Origin of the sequence: Caballeronia sp. Sq4a (assembly GCF_023170545.1) — a bacterium.
Lineage (GTDB): Bacteria > Pseudomonadota > Gammaproteobacteria > Burkholderiales > Burkholderiaceae > Caballeronia.
In genome coordinates this window covers 490,074-509,169 of record NZ_CP084250.1, presented here as the reverse complement: position 1 = coordinate 509,169, position 19,096 = coordinate 490,074, and the positions used below count along the sequence as shown (strand labels likewise).

Annotated in this window: 14 protein-coding genes; 2 read left to right on the top strand and 12 right to left on the bottom strand. The window is 65.2% G+C overall.

The window, feature by feature from the left end:
- Positions 1-27: 27 nt before the first annotated feature.
- The 3 genes from LDZ24_RS02375 to LDZ24_RS02365 form a co-directional block, all read right to left on the bottom strand.
- Positions 28-1,530, bottom strand: coding sequence for a DegQ family serine endoprotease (locus LDZ24_RS02375; protein ID WP_248321328.1), 1,503 nt, complete (start codon positions 1,528-1,530; stop codon positions 28-30).
- An 812-nt stretch (positions 1,531-2,342) separates the two neighbouring features.
- Entirely contained in the window at positions 2,343-3,668 is a 1,326-nt protein-coding gene (locus tag LDZ24_RS02370) for an ATP-binding protein (RefSeq protein ID WP_248321326.1), read from the bottom strand.
- Complete coding sequence (locus LDZ24_RS02365) at positions 3,668-4,330, bottom strand: response regulator (protein WP_040051669.1); 663 nt, start codon at positions 4,328-4,330, stop codon at positions 3,668-3,670. The genes LDZ24_RS02370 and LDZ24_RS02365 overlap by 1 nt, the downstream gene beginning before the upstream one ends.
- A gap of 202 nt (positions 4,331-4,532) precedes the next feature.
- Here LDZ24_RS02365 and dacB point away from each other — a divergent pair, with 202 nt between their 5' ends.
- Together dacB and LDZ24_RS02355 are read left to right on the top strand one after the other, a co-directional pair.
- Complete coding sequence (gene dacB / locus LDZ24_RS02360) at positions 4,533-6,137, top strand: D-alanyl-D-alanine carboxypeptidase/D-alanyl-D-alanine-endopeptidase (RefSeq protein ID WP_248321325.1); 1,605 nt, start codon at positions 4,533-4,535, stop codon at positions 6,135-6,137.
- Positions 6,138-6,446: 309 nt separating this feature from the next.
- Entirely contained in the window at positions 6,447-7,553 is a 1,107-nt protein-coding gene (locus LDZ24_RS02355; RefSeq protein ID WP_248321324.1) for an SGNH/GDSL hydrolase family protein, read from the top strand.
- A gap of 200 nt (positions 7,554-7,753) precedes the next feature.
- On the opposite strand, the gene LDZ24_RS02350 is transcribed toward LDZ24_RS02355, so the two are convergent.
- The 9 genes from LDZ24_RS02350 to LDZ24_RS02310 form a co-directional block, all read right to left on the bottom strand.
- Entirely contained in the window at positions 7,754-9,415 is a 1,662-nt protein-coding gene (locus tag LDZ24_RS02350; protein ID WP_248321323.1) for a hypothetical protein, read from the bottom strand.
- A gap of 183 nt (positions 9,416-9,598) precedes the next feature.
- Positions 9,599-10,408, bottom strand: coding sequence for a hypothetical protein (locus LDZ24_RS02345; RefSeq protein ID WP_248321321.1), 810 nt, complete (start codon positions 10,406-10,408; stop codon positions 9,599-9,601).
- Between the two features lie 363 nt (positions 10,409-10,771).
- Entirely contained in the window at positions 10,772-11,803 is a 1,032-nt protein-coding gene (locus LDZ24_RS02340; protein WP_248321319.1) for an L-threonylcarbamoyladenylate synthase, read from the bottom strand.
- A gap of 33 nt (positions 11,804-11,836) precedes the next feature.
- Positions 11,837-13,033 carry a 5-(carboxyamino)imidazole ribonucleotide synthase gene (locus LDZ24_RS02335; RefSeq protein ID WP_248321317.1) on the bottom strand — a complete coding sequence of 399 codons (1,197 nt, stop codon included), beginning with the start codon at positions 13,031-13,033 and terminating at the stop codon, positions 11,837-11,839.
- A 78-nt stretch (positions 13,034-13,111) separates the two neighbouring features.
- Complete coding sequence (gene purE / locus LDZ24_RS02330; RefSeq protein WP_248321315.1) at positions 13,112-13,633, bottom strand: 5-(carboxyamino)imidazole ribonucleotide mutase; 522 nt, start codon at positions 13,631-13,633, stop codon at positions 13,112-13,114.
- 61 nt (positions 13,634-13,694) lie between these two features.
- Positions 13,695-14,585 carry a phosphoribosylaminoimidazolesuccinocarboxamide synthase gene (locus tag LDZ24_RS02325; protein ID WP_175939569.1) on the bottom strand — a complete coding sequence of 297 codons (891 nt, stop codon included), beginning with the start codon at positions 14,583-14,585 and terminating at the stop codon, positions 13,695-13,697.
- Positions 14,586-14,733: 148 nt separating this feature from the next.
- Positions 14,734-15,798 carry a class II fructose-bisphosphate aldolase gene (fba, locus tag LDZ24_RS02320; protein ID WP_248321314.1) on the bottom strand — a complete coding sequence of 355 codons (1,065 nt, stop codon included), beginning with the start codon at positions 15,796-15,798 and terminating at the stop codon, positions 14,734-14,736.
- Positions 15,799-15,982: 184 nt separating this feature from the next.
- Positions 15,983-17,419: a pyruvate kinase gene (pyk, locus tag LDZ24_RS02315; protein WP_175940593.1), complete on the bottom strand. Its 1,437-nt coding sequence runs from the start codon at positions 17,417-17,419 to the stop codon at positions 15,983-15,985.
- A gap of 345 nt (positions 17,420-17,764) precedes the next feature.
- Positions 17,765-18,955, bottom strand: coding sequence for a phosphoglycerate kinase (locus LDZ24_RS02310; protein ID WP_248321313.1), 1,191 nt, complete (start codon positions 18,953-18,955; stop codon positions 17,765-17,767).
- Between the last annotated feature and the right edge of the window lie 141 nt (positions 18,956-19,096).

The following is a 19,096-nucleotide window of genomic DNA, read 5'->3' as shown; positions in this document are numbered from 1 at the left end:
TCCGTGCCCGGATCGCGCGTCGCTGCGTCAGCCGAGGTCGACCGGAACGAAGATCTGCGCGTCGTCGCGCTGGATCAGAAGCGCGATGCTGTCGCCGGCGTGCGAGATCATCGACTTGAGTTGCTGCACGCTCGTCACCGGCTGGCCGTTCACCGCGAGAATCACGTCGCCCGGCTGGATGCCCGCGCTCGCCGCCGCGCCGCTCGCCTGCTGCACGACGAGTCCGCGCGAAAGCGAAGCCTGCTGCTTCTCGTCCGGCGTGAGCGGCCGCACCGCGACGCCGAGCCGCGCATCCTGCGACCCGCCGCCCTGATCGCCGTTCGCGTCCGCGCTGGCGGTTTTCGCGTCCTTGAGCGCGCCGACGGTCACGGTCAAATCCTTCGAGCTCTTGTCGCGCCACACCTGCACCTTCGCCGAGCTGCCCGGCGACAACCCGGCCACTTGCGACGGCAGCGAGGTCGAATCCGTCACCGGCACGCCGTTGAGCGCGGTGATCACGTCGCCCGGTTGCAGGCCGGCCTTCGCGGCGGGTCCGCCCGGCTCGACCGAGCTCACGAGCGCGCCCTGCGGCGACTTCATGCCGAAGGAATTCGCGAGCGTCTGGTTCATCGCCTGCACGGTGACACCCAGGCGGCCGCGGTCCACATGACCGGTCTTGATGAGCGCGTCCTTGACCTTGATGGCTTCGTTGATCGGGATCGCAAACGACAGGCCCTGGAAGCCGCCCGTCTGCGAGTAGATCATCGAGTTGATGCCGATCACTTCGCCTTGCAGGTTGAAGAGCGGCCCGCCCGAATTGCCCGGATTCACCGGCACGTCGGTCTGGATGAACGGCGTGTAGTTTTCGTTCGGCAGCGCGCGCGACTTCGCGCTGATGATGCCGGAGGTCACGGTGTTGTCGAAGCCGTACGGCGAACCGATCGCCACGACCCACTGCCCGACCTTGCTACCGTTCGGATCGCCGATCTTGACCGTCGGCAGGTTCTTGGCGTCGATCTTCAGCACGGCGACGTCGGACTGCTTGTCGGAGCCGATCACTTTCGCGCGATACTCGCGCTTGTCCGTGAGCTTGACGGTGACGACGTTCGCGTTATCGACGACGTGCGCGTTCGTCAGAATGTAGCCATCGCTGCTCACGATGAAGCCCGAACCGAGCCCTTCGCTCGGACGGTCCGCGCCGGGGCCGTTGTCGCCGCCGCCGAAGCCCGGCATGCCGCCGAAGCGCTTGAAGAACTGGTAGAACGGGTCGTCCGGGTCCATCGGCAACTGGTTCTGGCTGCGGCGCGCGGACGTCTGCTTGACGAGATGCTTCGCGCTGATGTTGACCACGGCCGGGCCGTACGTTTCGACGAGGCCGGAGAAGTCGGGCACGCCCGTTTTGGCGGCGGCTTCCGCCGGCATCATCGCGGCTTGCGCGGGGGCAATGACCTGCGGCGCGGGCATGTTGTTGTGACCGGCGACATAGCCTGCCGACAAGGCAACGGCGACGGCGGCTGCGACGGCGCTGCGGGTAAGGATCTTCGCTTTCATCGTGTGCTCCTGACGGATTGCAATGCGCTTGTGAAGTTCGCGCAGTGGGATGAACGAAGATTACGGGGCGTGGCTTAAACGTCTCTTAAATGGTTCAAATGGCGTGAGATGGGTTTGCTTTTGCTGTCGTGGCTGCTGCGGTTGTGGCGAGGTTCGAGGCGCGGTGAGAAGCGGCAATCAGTTCGGATGACTCGTTGGTTGGGCTCTTGGGTTCTCTACCCGCTTGCGCTGCTCGGGTCGGTGCGGTCGCGCGGGCCGCTTCGCCCCTTTGTCCGCTTCGGTTGCGATGGCGTTTAGAGCCGAACGGACCGCTCCCATGAACTTCGCGGTGCTGCGTAAGCGGCGCGGCATCGTTCACGGGCCATTGGCTGTCGCTGAAACCGATACGTGGCATCAAGCCCGTCGCCGTAATTCATTGTCGCCGACGACTACCGCTGTCTGGCAGGCTCGACCTGAACGTTTGCATGCCCAGCGTGACAACGGCCACGCGTGCTGCGCAGTCGCGTCGGCGCAGTTTGCACCGCGTTCATCTGATCAGGCTTGTGCGCGTCCATGCCGTGGACGCCCGGCTGAACGTTCGTTGCGCGAAGATCGAATCGACCGGGCGCGGACGCTGCCACCTCGCAATATGAGGAATGCAAACAAAGCCTCGGGGCAGCGTAAGCACGACGAAGCCTACACGCATATTCCGTTGTTTCCAGAAGGTCTACCGATGTCCCTCAAGGTTCGTGCTTGCAAACAAGGAATTCTCCTGCCGCCGACCGACGCCGATGCTGCCGCTCCAGCACGCGCCAAGGCAGAGCAAACTCCCCTCAATCCCGCCCGTGCATTCCCGCCGCGAACTCGACCGTGACCTTCAACCCGCCCGCAACCGATTCGCCCAGCGACACGACCGCGCCATGCTGAACCGCGATCCGCCGCACGATCGCGAGCCCGAGCCCGCTGCCCGCCACGTCGGTACGCGCGCGATTCACGCCTCCGCCCACGCGATAAAACCGGTCGAACACTCTCTCGCGTTCTTCTTCGGGAATGCCCGGCCCGCTATCCGCGATCTCGACGACCGGCCGCCCTGCCGCGACCTTCAGGCACACGTCGACGCGCCCGCCCTTCGGCGTGTACTTGATCGCGTTATCGATGAGATTGTTGAACATCACGCGCAGCGAATTCGGATCGCCGATGACCGTCGCCGGCTCGCTCGCCTCGACGCCCAGATCGACGCCGCGTTCCTGCGCCACGAGCACGTACGCGCGCACGCAATCGTCGAGGAGCGCGCGCAGGTCGAAGGCGGACGCGACCGCCTTGCCGTCCGGCTCCGACCGCGCGAGCGCGAGCAGTTGCTCGGCAAGCCGCGTCGCGCGCCCGATGCCTTCGTTCAGATCGTCGAGCGCCTCGCGGCGCGCGGCGTCGTCCTGCGCGCGCCCGACGAGTTGCGCCTGAATCTTCACGGCGGCGAGCGGCGTGCGCAGTTCGTGGGCGGCATCCGCGACGAAGGCCTTCTGCGTGTCGAGCGCCGCGGAAAGCCGCGCGAGCAGCGCATTGAGCGCGCGCACGAGCGGCCGCACTTCCTGCGGCAGTCGCTGGTCCGACAGCGGATCGAGCGCCTCCGGATGCCGCGAGTCGAGCGCGCGCGTCACGCGTTGCAGCGGCGCGAGTCCCCGCCCGACGATAATCCAGATCGCGAGCCCGAGCAGCGGCAACAGCAGCACGAGCGGCCATAGCGTGCGCCACGCGACGCCCGCCGCGACACGGTTTCGGATCGACAGCGGCTGCGCGAGCTGCACTACGTTGTCGCCGACGATCGCGCTATACACGCGCCACTCGCCGCGCGGCGTCATCTCGGTGGAAAAGCCCAGTTCGGCATGCGGCGCAAGCGGCACGCGCGGGTGCGAGTAGTACATCAGCACGCCGTTGCGGTTCCATATCTGGATGACGACGCCCTCGTCCGTCTCGCTGCGCGAACTGAGCACCGACGAGAACGGCTCGGAAGGCAGCGCCGCGGCGATCTGTTGCAGCTGATAATCGAAGAGTTCGTTGGCTTCGGCGAGCGCCTGCCGGTAGATGAGCCATCCGGCGAAGCCCACGCCCACGAGCACGAGCGCGAGCAGCCAGACGAGAAGCTGGCGGCGAATCGACCGCATCAGGCGTCCTTCGCGACCATGTAGCCGAGGCCGCGCACGTTGCGGATGAGATCGGCGCCGAGCTTCTTGCGCAGCGAATGGATGTAGACCTCGACCGTGTTGCTGCCGATTTCCTCGCCCCAGCCGTAGATTTTTTCTTCGAGCTGACTCTTGGAGAGCACCGCGCCGGGCCGCGCCATCAACGCTTCGAGGAGCGCGAACTCGCGCGCCGAGAGCGCGACGGGCGCACCCGCGAGCGTCACCTGATGACCGACCGGATCGAGCGTGAGATTGCCATGCCGCACGAGCGATTCGCCCCGGCCCGCGTGACGGCGGATCAGCGCGCGCATGCGGGCGCCGAGTTCGTCGAGATCGAACGGCTTGACGAGATAATCGTCCGCGCCGGCGTCGAGACCTTTCACGCGATCCGCGATGGCATCGCGTGCCGTGACGATCAGCACCGGCAGCGCGTTCGCGCGGGCGCGCAGCGTCTTCAGCACGTCGAGGCCGTCGCGCTTGGGCAGGCCGAGGTCGAGCAGCATCAGGTCGTAGGCCTCGCCGCTGACGGCCGTGAGCGCGGCCTCGCCGTCCTGCACCCAATCGACCGCAAAGCCGTCCGCGCGCAGCGCCTTGCGCACGCCCTCGGCGATCATCCGGTCATCTTCGACTAGCAGGATTCGCATGGTGATTCGGGAAGATTGGTGTGCGGCTCATTTTAGCCGCGCGGCTCGGCGGCAGGCTTAAGCCGGACTTAACGGCAAGCGCGCTCGGCCCGCCGCGTACGATTTCCGCAAGCCGGCTTGTCTACAATAGCCGCTTCGCCCGCGCGGCCCGGCCCAGCCGCGCGGGGCAGTCTCAGAACTCACACCAAGAACGCACGTCCGTATGCCGCTCTTTTCCGCTATTCCCCGTTCACTTTCCGCGCGTCTGTCGACGCTCGCTTTCGCGGCGGCGCTCGCCTGCGCCGGACTGTCCCACGCACCGGACGCCCACGCCCGCGGCGGCACGCGGTCCGACTCGCAGAAGCACGCGCCCGAGCGCGCGGCGCGCGGCGCTTTCGGCGCGAAGAAAAGCGCCAAGGCGGAGAAGGTTGCACGCGTCGCGCCGGCCGGTCCGCTGCCCGCCTCCGTGATGAGCGCGCTCGCCCACGCGCATGTGCCGCTTTCGTCGATGAGCGTCGTCGTGCAGCGAATCGGCGCGCCGGAGCCGCTCGTCGCGATCAACGCCGACCGGCCGATGCTCCCGGCCTCGACGATGAAGCTCGTTACTACATATGCGGGCCTTTCGCTGCTCGGGCCGGACTACCGCTGGAAGACGACCGCCTACGCCGACGGCGACGTGGACGCGCAAGGCGTCTTGCACGGCAACCTGTACATTCAGGGCACCGGCGACCCGAAGCTCGTGCCGGAAGAATTGATCGATCTCGTCGAGCAGATTCGCAAGAACGGCATCACCGGCATCGACGGCACGCTGGTGCTCGACAAGCGCTACTTCGACGCCTCCACGCGCGATCTGCCCGCCTTCGATAGCGACGAAGCCGCGCCGTACAACGTCGGCCCCGATCCGCTGCTGTATGCGTTCAAGTCGCTCTCGTTCACGCTGACGCCGAATCCGGACGGGCAAGTGTCCATCGACGTGCTGCCTCAACTCGCGCAGCTTCAGATCGACAACGAACTGCGCGTCACGCGCGGCGCGTGCGCGGGCACGCTGCCGGCGGCGTCGCCGAGCGTCGCGCAGACGCAGGGCGGCTTCGTGCAGGCGTCGTTCATCGGCGACTATCCGCTGCGCTGCGGCTCGCGCACCATCAACGTCGCCGCGCTCGATCACTCGACCTTCTTCGCGGGCGGCTTTCTCGCGTTATGGAAGCAGGCGGGCGGCACGTTCCAGGGCGCGACGCGCGAAGGCCCGACGCCTTCGAGCGCGCGGCTCGTCGGCACGCATCGCAGCCCGGTGCTGTCAGACATCGTGCGCGACATCAACAAGTTCAGCAACAACGTGATGGCGCGCAACCTGTTCCTGACCATCGGCGCGGTGCAGTCGAAGCCGCCCGCGACGACCGCGAAGTCCGCGCAGGCCATCCAGACCTTCCTGCGCCGCAGCGCGCTGCCGATGGACGGCCTTTCGCTCGACAACGGCTCGGGACTCTCGCGCGACGAAGCAATCTCCGCGACGTCGCTTGCCGACGTGCTTCAGGCCGCGAACGCCAGCCCGGTCGCGCAGGTCTTCGTCGAATCGCTGCCGATCGCGGGCGTGGACGGCACCATGCGCAACCGCCTGACGAACGCGGGCGCGGGCGGCAACGCGCACATCAAGACCGGCACGCTGCGAGATGTGCGCGCCATCGCGGGCTACGTCGGCGCGGCCAACGGCGAAAGCTATGTCGTGGTGAGCTTCATCAACGATCCGCGCGCGGAAGCGGCGCGCGCTGCCCATGACGCGTTGCTCGAATGGGTCTACGAAGGCGCGCGCAAGCCGGGCATCGAAGACTAGGCGGGCATGCACGACGTCGCGGGAGCGGCAATCCTGCAAAACCCGCGATTTCGCGAACGATCGTGCGCGAGAGCCGAAGATTTCTTCTACGAAGTCGCGCGCGCCGGGGCTCGCGCGCCGTGTACGCTGTCGGGACGGCGCGCGTCGCCGGTCGCGCGTCCTGGCTGAGCGGATGAATGAGCCGCCGGCCGCATCGCTCGACATTCGCCTGCTTTGCGGCACAATGAGACGCGGCAGTGACACAGCAGCAACGCGGCCGCGAGCGCCGCGAGAAACAAATACAAAACACCGAAAACGGAGACGAGGTCCATGAAGAAGCAACTCTCGATGCGCGCCGCATTCGTACGCACCACGCGCATTGCGGCCGCGAGCGCGGCATTCGCCTTCATCGCAGCGTGCGGCGGCGGCGGCGACAACAACAATTCGACGCCCGCGGGCGGCATCAAGCTGCAAGTCGTGTCCTTCGGCGACAGCCTCTCCGATGTCGGCACGTATTCGCCGGTCGCGGCCGCGAATTTCGGCGGCGGGCGCTTCACGACGAACCCCGGCGAAATCTGGGTGCAGGACGTCGCGAAGTATTACGGCGACACGCTCACGCCCGCGATGAGCGGCGGCTTCGGCGCGCCGCCGACCACGCTCACCGGCTTCGGCTACGCGCAAGGCGGATCGCGCGTGACGAATCCTATCGGCGTCGGCCATCAGAGCACCGACCCGGCGAACTACGCGGGCGCGCTGACGGTGCCGGTCGTGCAGCAGGTGACGAACTATCTGTCGTCGCATGGCAGCTTCAATTCGAATCAGCTCGTGATCGTTAACGGCGGCGCGAACGACATCCTCTACAACCTGACCGCGGTGCAGGCCGGGCAGATCAGCCCCGCGCAGGCGCAGGCGGCGATCGGACAGGCGGCGATCGATCTCGCGGGCGTGATCGGCAAGATCGTGCAGAGCGGCGCGACGCACGTGCTGGTGTCGAATGTGCCGGATATCGGCGCGACGCCGCAGGGCGTGGCGAGCAATGCGTCGACGCGCGCGCTGCTCACGCAGGCATCGCTCGGGTTCAATCAGGTGCTCGCGGGCGCGCTGACGCAAACCGGACTCATGTCGAAGGTGATCTATCTCGACATCGTGCCGGCGCTCGCCAATATCACGGCGAACTATCAGCAGTACGGGTTCGCGGTGTCGAATACGGGCACCGCGTGCAACCTTCAGGCGATGGCCGCGGCGGCGCAGAAGTTCGGCGAGCCGAATCCGCAGGCGTTCGCCACGTCGCTGTTCTGCTCGCCGCAGACGCAGACCGTGGCCGGCGCGGACCAGACGTACATGTACGCCGATACCGTGCATCCGACGACGCATCTGCATGCGCTTTACGCGCAGACTGCCGAGCAGACGATCGCGAAGTCGGGACTGGGGAAATAACGTCTCGCGTTGATGCGCTTTAATGAGCCGCCCTGGTTTCGGCCTGGGCGGCTCTGTTTCTTGTTGCTTTTCAGCGCTTTTACGCACGCGGTCGAATGCGAAGTCAGCTAGCTCTCTCTGCCGTTACACCTCAAGCGCTGCTATTCGTCAGGGATACTAAATAAGTAGAGCGAAGAAGCGCGTTGATATCATCCGTCCGCTTACCAGCGGTATCCGACTTGCGCCTTGATGCCCGCCGATCCGCTATCGGTCGTCGAAACGCCCATTCCGACGTTCAGATTCGCCGACGCCTGATACGCCGCCGCCACGCCGATGCCGACGCGGCTGCCATACGCGCCCACGCTCGTCCCCACCCATTTTTCGCCCGCCTGGAGCATCGGAATGCTCGGCATGGCGAGAACCGTCGCCACGGCTTTGTCGGTGTAGTTCCTGGACTGTTGGACGCCCGCCGCGACTGCCCTGTCCGTGTAAGCGTTCGCGCCCGACACCGCTCGGTCCGTATAGCCGTTCGCCTGCTGCACCGCGCCGTTCAACTGATTGACGTTGACGGCATCCGTGCCTTGGGTGCCGGCCGCCACATTCACGATCTGCCGCTCGTCACCCGCCGAGCCGACGGAAACGGTATTCGCGCGATCCGCACGCGAGTTCGCGCCGATCGCGACCGAATTATCGGCGGACGCCGTCGCGTTCGCGCCCATTGCCGTCGCATGGATGCCGCTTGCGACGGCCGCTTCTGTCGATGCGTTGCCGTCAGCCGCGAACAGCGGATTGCCGCCGCCCGCCACCGACAGATTCGCGATCCTGCTGCTGATCGCGGACATCGCTGAGTCGAGTTGGCCGAGATTCACGGCGTCCATGTCGGCCGAACCGGCCGCGAGGTTGTGGATCGCCGTGCCATTCGCCCCGCCGAGCGTCACGTTGTCGAAATCCGGCGACGAACCGCCCTTCGTGTCGTATCGCACGGCGCCGGTGTCCGTCGCTTGCGCTGCACCGTTGGCGCCGTTCGTCGAGCTCGCGATGTTCGCAATGGCCGTGTTGATGTTCGTGAGGGAACTGTCCACGCCGTTGAGCGCGCTGCCGACATCGCGATACGTGACGCCGTTGACGACATACGACGGCGCCATGATGCTTCCATCGGGCAGCGCCGCCGCGCCGCCGCCCAGTGCCGACGCCGTGCCATCCGCCAGGAGCAGCAGCTGGTTCACGTTGACTGCGTCCGTGCCTTGCGTGCCGGCCGACACATTGATGATGCGTCGCTCGGCCCCGGCTCGCCCGACGCTCACGACATTGCTCTGGCCGCCGTCGTAGCTGCTCGCGCCGATAACCACGGAGTTCTGGCCTTTCGCGAACGCATAGTTGCCAATAGCCACCGAGCTCTGTCCGGCCGAGGTCGTACCGTTGCCGATGGCAACCGACGTCGCGCCCTGCCCGTAGGCATTGCTGCCGATCGCTACCGCACCGCTGCCGCTTCCGCTTGCATTGCGCCCTACTGCAACCGCGGCGTTCGATGCGGTGCTGCCTGCGCCGGCCGCAACGGCCGCGTCCGCCGCTTGGGAATCGATGCCCAAGGCGAGCGCGCGAAAGCCCGCGTTGGCGTTATCGCCGATAACGGTCGCCTGATTATTCATCGCGATTGCGTTGCGGCCGATCACCACGCCGTTCTCCTGCGATCGCGCACCGAAGCCGATCGCGACGGCGGCTTGCGCTGGCGCCTGATTTCCCCCGTCCACGATTGCGCCATCCCCGACGACCACGCTTTCCTCGATGCTGTTATGCGTCCCGTTGTTACCGATCAGCACGCCGGTATTCGCGGTCGTCGTTCCATTACCTTCAATGATGGCTTGTCCGGAGGCCGAGTTCATCGCTAAACCTGCGAAACTTGTGGCGAGAGCGACGAGAATGGGTTTAAGCGGGAAATTGGTTTTATTCATATCAACTATTCCTTACAATGTACGATGCGTGCGTACCTCCTCGTTTCACTGCGTTTCGGCTTCCGGCCAGGGCGCCCGAATGCAGTGAAGTTTCGTGTGGCGAAAATCAATCGGTCAGTTGAATTGTGAATCCGGCTTCGGTGCGAAATGAAGCCAGGTCATCGGCTTTGCGCGCCCTTCCGAACATAGGAGCCAACGGTCGGAGTCGGTCCAGTGATCGGCAATTAGCGGAATGCGCGACAAGTCGCGGGCGCCGGCTTTGATCTCGGCGACATCAAAAAATTCGCTTGCGCGGGCGATGAGACTCGGCAGCCATTCGTGCCGCTGCGGGCCCACGATCATAAAGTCGTGAATCTCGACGATGACATGCGCATGCCTCAGCGTGCGAAGGCATTCTCCCGTGAGCGTCTCGAATTCATGGCCTTCGATATCGCAAAGCACCACCGCGTCTTTGAAATCGACGCCTTGTGCGGCGAGTTCGTCGGCAAAACCGGAAGTGGCGGCGCCCCGAATATCCACCCGGTTCGCGATTCCGCGTTCGATGGCGAGGTGTCGCAGGTTGTCGCGGCTCGCTTGATCGATCTCGTAGCAAATGGAACGCTCGAAGAGGCCCGTGGAGACGAGTCCTATCCCGTAGAAACCGTCGGCCGCGCCGAGGTCGATGAATGTGCTGCGGCCACCATGAATCCTGCCGATGAGTTCACAGACCTCGAGTTCGTAAAGTCCGAGCAGTTTCGTTCCGGTGTCTTCGTAACGCCAGGTGGCGCGTTCACCGAGAAAGTAGCCTTTGAGAAGTCCATGTTGAACAATACCGTTCGTCGCGCGCCAGAGCCGGCGTCCGTTATACATGCGTCGCGCTTCCACGACTTCGGCGCTCATTTTGATGAAATCGGTCGAGTCCAGAAATGAATCGGCAGGGTTCATCGAGTACCAGCAGCGGGTAAGGTTGTTGATTCGGCTAAAGCGGACGAGATGCTTTTAACGCACGCGAGAAAGCGAAATGGGAATTCATGATCCTTTCGCAGTGCGTGATATTACCGCGTGACCGAAGGACTCGATTCACGCAGACTGGCGATTTTTTTCCGAGCGATGCGCTTTTATCGGCGATATTGCCGCTGTTAATCAAGTCAACGAGTGATTACTTTGCGCCAAGACAACCGCTTATCAGAAAGGTCCGATCAGCAGCGCTGAATCAACTGGCCGACATAATGGATGTCAGCACGCAGCCGCGCGTTGCGCGCGGCAGACGGTTGTTTTATCGCCCGATAAAATATTCGAAGCGCCGATTTATTCCTGCGCCTCGAACGCCGCGGCCGCCCTTCCCAGCCGATCGTTCACCGCGACCCACTCCGCCGTCTCGGGCAACTTCTCGATCAAGATGCGCTCGACATTCGCCCGGTCCAGCGCCCGCAGCAAGCCGTATAGCTCGCGCGCATAGCTCTGTGGGTCTTCCGGCGCGGCGACGAAATGCACGTGCGGCGCATGCGCCCACTCCCCCGCGCTCGACGGCCGCGCGACCAACGCAAGCTTCCCTCCACCCGCGCGATCGAACGCCGCGAGCAGCGGCTCGATCGCCGCGAACGGCAACAGCGCCAGCGGCGTGCGCGGCGCGTAATGCGCCTTGAGCGTGCCCGACGCGCGCGGCGCGGTCGCATCGCCGCCATCGGGCAGACGCGGCGCGGTGCCGATCACGTCGGCAATGGCCTGCGGGCTCACATGCCCCGGCCGCAGCAACGCCGGAAAGCCGCGCGACAAATCCAGAATGGTCGATTCGATGCCGACATCCGCCGCGCCGCCATCGAGCACATGCACCGCGCTGCCGAACTCATCGCGGACGTGTTGCGCGGTAGTCGGGCTGACGTGGCCGAAGCGGTTCGCCGAAGGCCCGGCCACGCCCGCTTGCCTGCCTGATCCCTGACGCCGCGCATGAAACGCCGACAAAAGCTGCTGCGCGACCGGATGCGAAGGACAGCGAATCCCGACCGAGTCCTGCCCGCCGCTCACCGCCGCCGGAATATGCGCGGCACGCTTCAAAATCAAGGTCAACGGACCGGGCCAGAAGGCATCGATGAGCTTTTGTGCATCGGCGGGCAACTCGCGCACCCAGTAGCCGGGATCCGCCTGCGGCGCGAGGTGGACGATCACCGGATGATTCGCCGGCCGGCCCTTCGCGGCATAGATTCGCGCGACCGCCTCCGGGTTCTCGGCATCGGCGCCGAGGCCGTACACCGTTTCGGTCGGGAACGCGACGAGTTCGCCCTCGTCGAGCAGAGCCGCGGCTTCGTCGATCTGCGCCGCGCTCGGGTAAATGATGGTCATTGCCTAACTACTGCTTAAGGGTTGCCTGAGAGTTCAGTCGGTCGCGATGTGCAGCATGCGCGCGCAGTCGCGCGCCGCCGTGCGCGCTTCTTCGAGCGTCGCCGCCGTGAAGTTGATGTGCCCCATCTTGCGGCCCGGACGCGCTTCCTCCTTGCCGTAGAGATGCAGCCGCGCCGCCGGCATCGCCACGACCTCGGTCCACGCGGGCGGGCGCGGCTTGTCGTCCTGGCCATCGTCGAACCAGATATCGCCGAGCAGGTTCAGCATGGCGGCCGGCGAATGCTGGCGCGTGTCGCCGAGCGGCATGCCGGTCATCGCGCGGACCTGCTGCTCGAACTGGCTCGTGGCGCAGGCATCGACCGTGTAGTGGCCGGAATTGTGCGGACGCGGCGCCATTTCGTTCGCGATCAGCGTGCCGTCTTCCAGCACGAAAAATTCGACGCACAGCACGCCCACGTAGCCGAGCTTCGCGGCGATGGTGAGCGCCGCGTCCTGCGCCTGCGCGACGAGCGCGTCCGACGCGTCCGGCGCGGGCACCACCGTCTTCGCGAGAATGCCGTTCACGTGCGAGTTCTGCGCGAGCGGAAACACGGCGGACTTGCCGTCGCCGCCACGGGCGATCAGCACGGACACTTCGTATTTCAACGGCATGCGCTTTTCCAGCACGCACGGCACGCCCGAAAGCGACCCGTACGCCGTGCGCACTTCGTCGACGTTGCGCACGCTTACCTGGCCTTTGCCGTCGTAGCCCAGGCGCGCGGTCTTGAGAATGCCCGGCAGCACGGCGGCGATTTCATCGTCGGACAACGCGGCGAGTGCTTCCGGCGATTCGATCACCACGTGCGGCGCGACCGGCACGCCGGCTCGCGCGATAAAACGCTTCTCGGCGACACGATCCTGCGCAATCGCGACGCAACTCGCCGCCGGACTCACGAACGTGAGCGACGCCAGAAAATCGAGGCTCGTGGACGGCACGTTCTCGAATTCCGTCGATACCGCCGCGCACAGACGGCCGAGTTCGGTGAGCGCAGCTTGGTCGTCGTACGCCGCGCGGATATGGCGATCCGCCACCGCGCCCGCCGGGCTGGTTTCGTCCGGATCGAGCACGGCCACGCGATAGCCCATGGATTGCGCCGCGAAGCAGAACATGCGGCCGAGCTGGCCGCCGCCGACCATGCCGAGCCACGCGCCCGGCAGAATGGGGGAATTCGGGGAGTTTTGTGGGTTCATCGTGGGACTGGCGGATAACCTGTATGGGGAGTTTCGCCGACGCCGCGCACGAGACGCGCGGCCCGGCCGACGGAACGCTCAGAGCGGCGGCAGCGTCATGGCGTGCGCGGCCTGATTCTGCTTTGCGCGAAACGCGGCGAGCGCTTCGGCATAGCGCGCATCCGTCACGCTCAGGATGGACACCGCGAAGAGCGCCGCATTCGCCGCGCCCGCCTCGCCGATTGCAAACGTCGCGACCGGCACGCCCTTGGGCATCTGCACGATTGAATGCAGTGAATCGACGCCCTTCAGATACTTGCTCGCCACCGGCACGCCGAGCACCGGCACCGTCGTCTTCGCAGCGAGCATGCCCGGCAGATGCGCCGCGCCGCCCGCGCCCGCGATGATCGCGCGCAGTCCGCGCTCGCGCGCGCTTTCCGCGTAGGCGAACATCTCGTCGGGCATGCGGTGCGCGGAGACGACCTTCGCCTCGTACGGCACGCCGAAATCCTGCAGGATCGCGACCGCGTTCTTCATCACGTCCCAGTCGGAACTGGAGCCCATCAACACGCCGACGAGCGGCGCATCGTGCGCATGCGCTCCGGTCTGTACTTCGCTCATTGCTTTTCCCTCGATCCGAGCGCGCCGTGCCGGTGTCGGTGCCACGGCGCGCGTGCCGACATTACGACAGCGTCTTGCCCGTGATGCGTTGCAGCGCTTCCTGATACTTCTCCGACGTCTTCGCGATCACGTCGTCCGGCAGCTTCGGCGCGGGCGGTTCCTTCTTCCACGGCTGCGTTTCGAGCCAGTCGCGCACGAACTGCTTGTCGAACGACGGCGGATTCGTGCCGACCGTGTAGCCGTCCGCCGGCCAGAAGCGCGAGGAATCGGCGGTGAGCACTTCGTCCATCAGGAACAGTTCGCCCTTGTTGTCGAGGCCGAACTCGAACTTCGTATCCGCGATGATGATGCCGCGCGTGGCCGCGTACTCGGCCGCTTCCTTGTACAGCTGGATGGAGATGCGCTTGATGGTCGCCGACAGTTCCGTGCCGATGCGGCGCTCCATCTCGTCGTAGGTGATGTTTTCGTCGTGGTGGCCCATCTCGGCCTTCGCCGCCGGCGTGAAGATCGGCTCGGGCAGCTTCTCGGCGTTTTGCAGGCCCGGCGGCAGTTGCACGCCGCAGACGGCGCCCGTCGCCTGATAGTCCTTCCAGCCGCTGCCCGCGAGATAGCCGCGCACCACTGCTTCCACGAGAATCGGTTCCAGGCGCTTCACGACGACCGCGCGACCCTTCACCTGCTCGACTTCGTCCGGCGCGACCACCGAAGCCGGATCGATGCCCGTATTGTGGTTCGGCACGATATGGCCGAGCTTTTCGAACCAGAAATCGGCCATCTGATTGAGCACGCGGCCCTTGTTCGGGATCGGCTCGCCCATCACCACGTCGAAGGCGGAAAGGCGGTCGGTCGTCACGATCAGCAGCTTGTCGTTGCCGACGGCGTAGTTGTCGCGGACCTTGCCACGGCCGAGGAGCGGCAGCGATTTGATCGTGGATTCGTAGAGCGTGGACATCGTCATGTACCGAAGAGGTGCCGAAAAAAGTGAATCGCCGCCGCGAGCCTTGCGCGGCGGCGATGGAAAAAAAGCGAACGGGTCCCGTTGCCGGAACCCGTTGATTTTACTTTACAAATGAAGCGAGCTTAATTCAGACCTGCGCCGCTCACCGGACAATCTGCGCGAGTTCGCCGGATTTGTACTTGTCGGCCATCCTGTCGAGCGTGACGGGCTTGATCTTGCCTGCCATGCCCTCGCAGCCGAACTGCATGTACCGCTGACGGCAGATTTCTTTCGCTGCCTCGCGCGCGGGCTTCAGATAGTCGCGCGGATCGAACTTCGACGGATTTTCGAACAGATAACGGCGTATCGCGCCGGTAATGGCGAGACGCAGGTCCGTGTCGATGTTCACTTTGCGCACGCCGTGCTTGATGCCTTCCTGAATCTCCTCGACCGGCACGCCGTAGGTTTCCTTCATGTCGCCGCCGAACTCGCGGATTTCGGCCAGCAACTCCTGCGGCACCGACGACGACCCGTGCATCACGAGATGCGTGTTCGGAATGCGCTGGTGAATTTGCTTGATGCGGTCGATCGCGAGGATATCGCCGGTCGGCTTCTTCGAGAACTTGTACGCGCCGTGCGACGTGCCGATGGCAATGGCAAGCGCATCGCACTGCGTGAGCTTCACGAAGTCGGCGGCCTGCTCGACGTCGGTCAGCAACTGCTCGCGCGTCATCGTGCCTTCCGCGCCGTGGCCGTCTTCCTTGTCGCCCTTCATGGTTTCCAAGGAGCCCAGCACGCCGAGTTCGGCTTCGACCGTGACGCCGATGGAATGCGAGAACTCGACCACCTTGCGCGACACATCGACGTTGTACTCGTAGGACGCGACCGTCTTGCCGTCCGCTTCGAGCGAGCCGTCCATCATCACGCTCGTGAAACCGGAGCGGATCGCCGCCATGCACACGGCCGGCGACTGTCCGTGGTCCTGATGCATCACGACCGGAATGTGCGGATACGACTCCACCGCCGCTTCGATCAGATGCCGCAGGAACGCTTCGCCCGCGTACTTCCGCGCGCCGGCCGACGCCTGCATGATGACGGGCGCGTTGACTTCGTTCGCCGCCGACATGATGGCCTGCACCTGTTCCAGATTGTTCACGTTGAATGCCGGGAGGCCGTAGCCGTGTTCGGCTGCGTGATCCAGCAATTGACGCATTGATACGAGAGGCATTGCGAAACTCCAGGATGTGAAACGAAATCCTTCGCGCGCACGGTTCTGCTCTTTGCTTCCTGTCAGCATCTTTGGCAGCTTCCGCCTTCTTCGTGGCGACGACTTGCGTTCGAATCGTCCAGCGCGCTCTTGGGCGTTCGCGGATCGGACCGCGAACGCCTTGCCATGCGTTGAAACGCGCCGATCAGAAATGGTCGCCGACGCGCACGATCTTCAGCGTGTTCGTGCCGCCCGCCTGTCCCATCGGCTCGCCGACGGTGAGCACGACCATGTCGCCGCGCGCCGCATAGCCTTTGGACACGACCACTTCGAGCGCCTGATTCAGCGCCGTGTCGCGATCCATGTTGGTGTCGAGATGCAGCGGCGTGACGTTGCGATACAGCGCCATCGTCCGCTCGCTGCCCACGCGCGGCGTCAGCGCGAAGATCGGCACATGGGTCCAGTGACGCGACATCCACAGCGCCGTCGAGCCGGATTCCGTCAGCGCGACAACGGCCTTCGCGCCCAGATGAAATGCGGTGAACAACGCGCCCATCGCGATCGACTGATCGATGCGCGTGAACGTGCGGTCCAGAAAATCGCGGTCCAGTTGCGATTCCTCGGACTTCTCGGCTTCGATGCACACGGCGGCCATCGTTTCGATGGTCGTGACCGGGTATTTGCCCGCCGCCGTTTCGGCGGAAAGCATGACGGCGTCGGTGCCGTCGAGCACGGCGTTCGCCACGTCGGAGACTTCGGCGCGGGTCGGCACGGGCGCGTGGATCATCGATTCCATCATCTGCGTGGCCGTGATCACGAGCTTGTTCGACTCGCGCGCCATGCGGATCATGCGCTTTTGCAGCGCGGGCACCGCGGCGTTGCCGACTTCCACCGCGAGATCGCCGCGCGCCACCATGATGCCGTCGGAGGCATCCAGAATGCCTTGCAGCGCCGGAATGGCCTCGGCGCGCTCGATCTTCGCGATCATCTTCGGCTTGATGCCGTACGGCGCGCCCGCGATGTTCGCCAGTTGCCGCGCCATTTCCATGTCCGTCGCGTTCTTCGGGAACGACACCGCGACGAAATCCGCGCCGAGCGACATCGCCGTCTTGATGTCCTCCATGTCCTTCTCGGTCAGCGCGGGCGCGGTCAGGCCGCCGCCCTGCCGGTTGATGCCCTTGTTGTTGGACAGCTCGCCGCCGACCTTCACGGTCGTGTGGATCTCCTCGCCGATCACGCGCGTCACGTCGAGCACGATCAGGCCGTCGTTGAGCAGAAGCACGTCGCCCGCGCGCAGATCGCGCGGCAAGTCCTTGTAGTCGAGGCCCACGCGATCGTTGTTGCCCATCTCGCAGTTGGCATCGAGGATGAACGTGTTGCCCGCGACCAGCATGGTTTTGCCGTTCTCGAACTTGCCGACGCGAATCTTCGGGCCTTGCAGGTCCGCCATGATCGCGACTTCGCGGCCGACCTGCCGCGCCGCCTCGCGCACCCACTCGGCGCGCTGGCGATGATCGTCGGCGGTGCCGTGCGAAAAGTTGAAGCGAACGACGTCGAGCCCGGCCTGCATCATCTGCAGCAGGATTTCCGGATTACTCGACGCCGGACCGATGGTGGCGACAATCTTGGTGGCGCGATGCATGTCTTTCCTCGTCTCTTTGGGAACGGCCGTAACCAGGCTGCGAGCACGTTGCGCTTGCAGTGACGTGTTGCTCACTGGCTGCGCGCGCGCGCCGGTTCGTGCCGGCGTCGCTTTATCGATGGGCTGCGCGGCATGAACGGGCATGCCGCCTATGGTGACGACAGCAGCCGTCTGTTCTTCCAAATGCGGCTCTTCGCTCAGAGCCGCCTCCTCGATGATCGAAGCAGCAACGGCGGCGGCATCGGGTTGACTGCCGTTACCGATCACATCCGCTTGCGCGCCGCCGGCTGCTTGCGCGCCCTTCCTTGCTGCTTTCGCCGGATTGTCTCGGGCCGTCACCGGGCGTTACGCACGCGACTCGAGCACTTCCACCGCCGGCAGCGTCTTGCCTTCGAGGAACTCGAGGAACGCGCCGCCGCCGGTCGAGATGTAGCTGACTTTGTCGTGGATGCCGTACTTCGCGATGGCCGCGAGCGTGTCGCCGCCGCCCGCGATCGAGAACGCCGACGAATTCGCGATGGCCTGCGCCAGCGTCTTCGTGCCGTTGCCGAACTGGTCGAATTCGAACACGCCGACCGGGCCGTTCCACACGATGGTGCCCGCCGTCGCGAGTTGCGCGGCGAGCGCGTTGGCAGTATCCGGGCCGATGTCGAGAATCATGTCGTCGTCGGCGATATCGGCGACGGGCTTCGTTTCGGCCTTCGCGATCGCGGCGAATTCCTTCGCGGTCACGACATCGCTCGGAATGGGCACCGAGGCACCGCGCGCACGGGCCTGCTCAATGATTTCCTTCGCCTCGCCGACGAGATCGGCTTCGGCCAGCGACTTGCCGATCTTGAGGCCCGACGCCAGCATGAACGTGTTCGCGATGCCGCCGCCGACGATCAGCTGATCGACCTTCTCGGCGAGCGACTTCAGAATGGTGAGCTTGGTCGACACTTTCGAACCCGCGACGATGGCCACGAGCGGGCGCTTCGGGTTGCCGAGCGCCTTGCCGAGCGCGTCGAGTTCGGCGGCGAGCAGCGGGCCGGCGCACGCGACGGGCGCGTATTTGGCGATGCCGTGCGTGGTCGCTTCGGCGCGGTGCGCGGTGCCGAAGGCGTCGTTGACATAGATGTCGCAGAGCTTCGCGAGCTTCTGCGCGAGGCCGTCGTCGTTCTTCTTCTCGCCCTTGTTGCAGCGGCAGTTTTCGAGCAGCACGACATTACCCGGCTGCACGTCGACGCCGTCCACCCAGTCGGCGACGAGCGGCACGTCGCGGCCGAGCAGTTCCGACAGGCGCGCCGCGACCGGCGCGAGCGAGTCTTCCGGCTTGAACTGGCCTTCGGTCGGGCGGCCCAGATGGGACGTGACCATCACGGCCGCGCCGGCGTCGAGCGCTGCCTTGATCGCCGGGACCGAGGCGCGCACGCGCGTGTCCTCGGTGATGTTGCCGGCGTCGTCCTGCGGCACGTTGAGGTCCGCGCGGATGAACACGCGCTTGCCGGAGACTTTGCCTTCGGCGATCAGATCGGTGAAACGCAGTACTTTCGTCATGGGAGTCAACGTTAGTCAGAAAAGCGGTTCGGGCGAAGATGGCCGGACGAGCGCCGGCCGGTTCGTTGAGAGTTTGGCGCGAGGCCTGAAAACCGAAACTGGGAACTGAAAGACGCGCAAGCGAAACGAGCGGACAGCGTC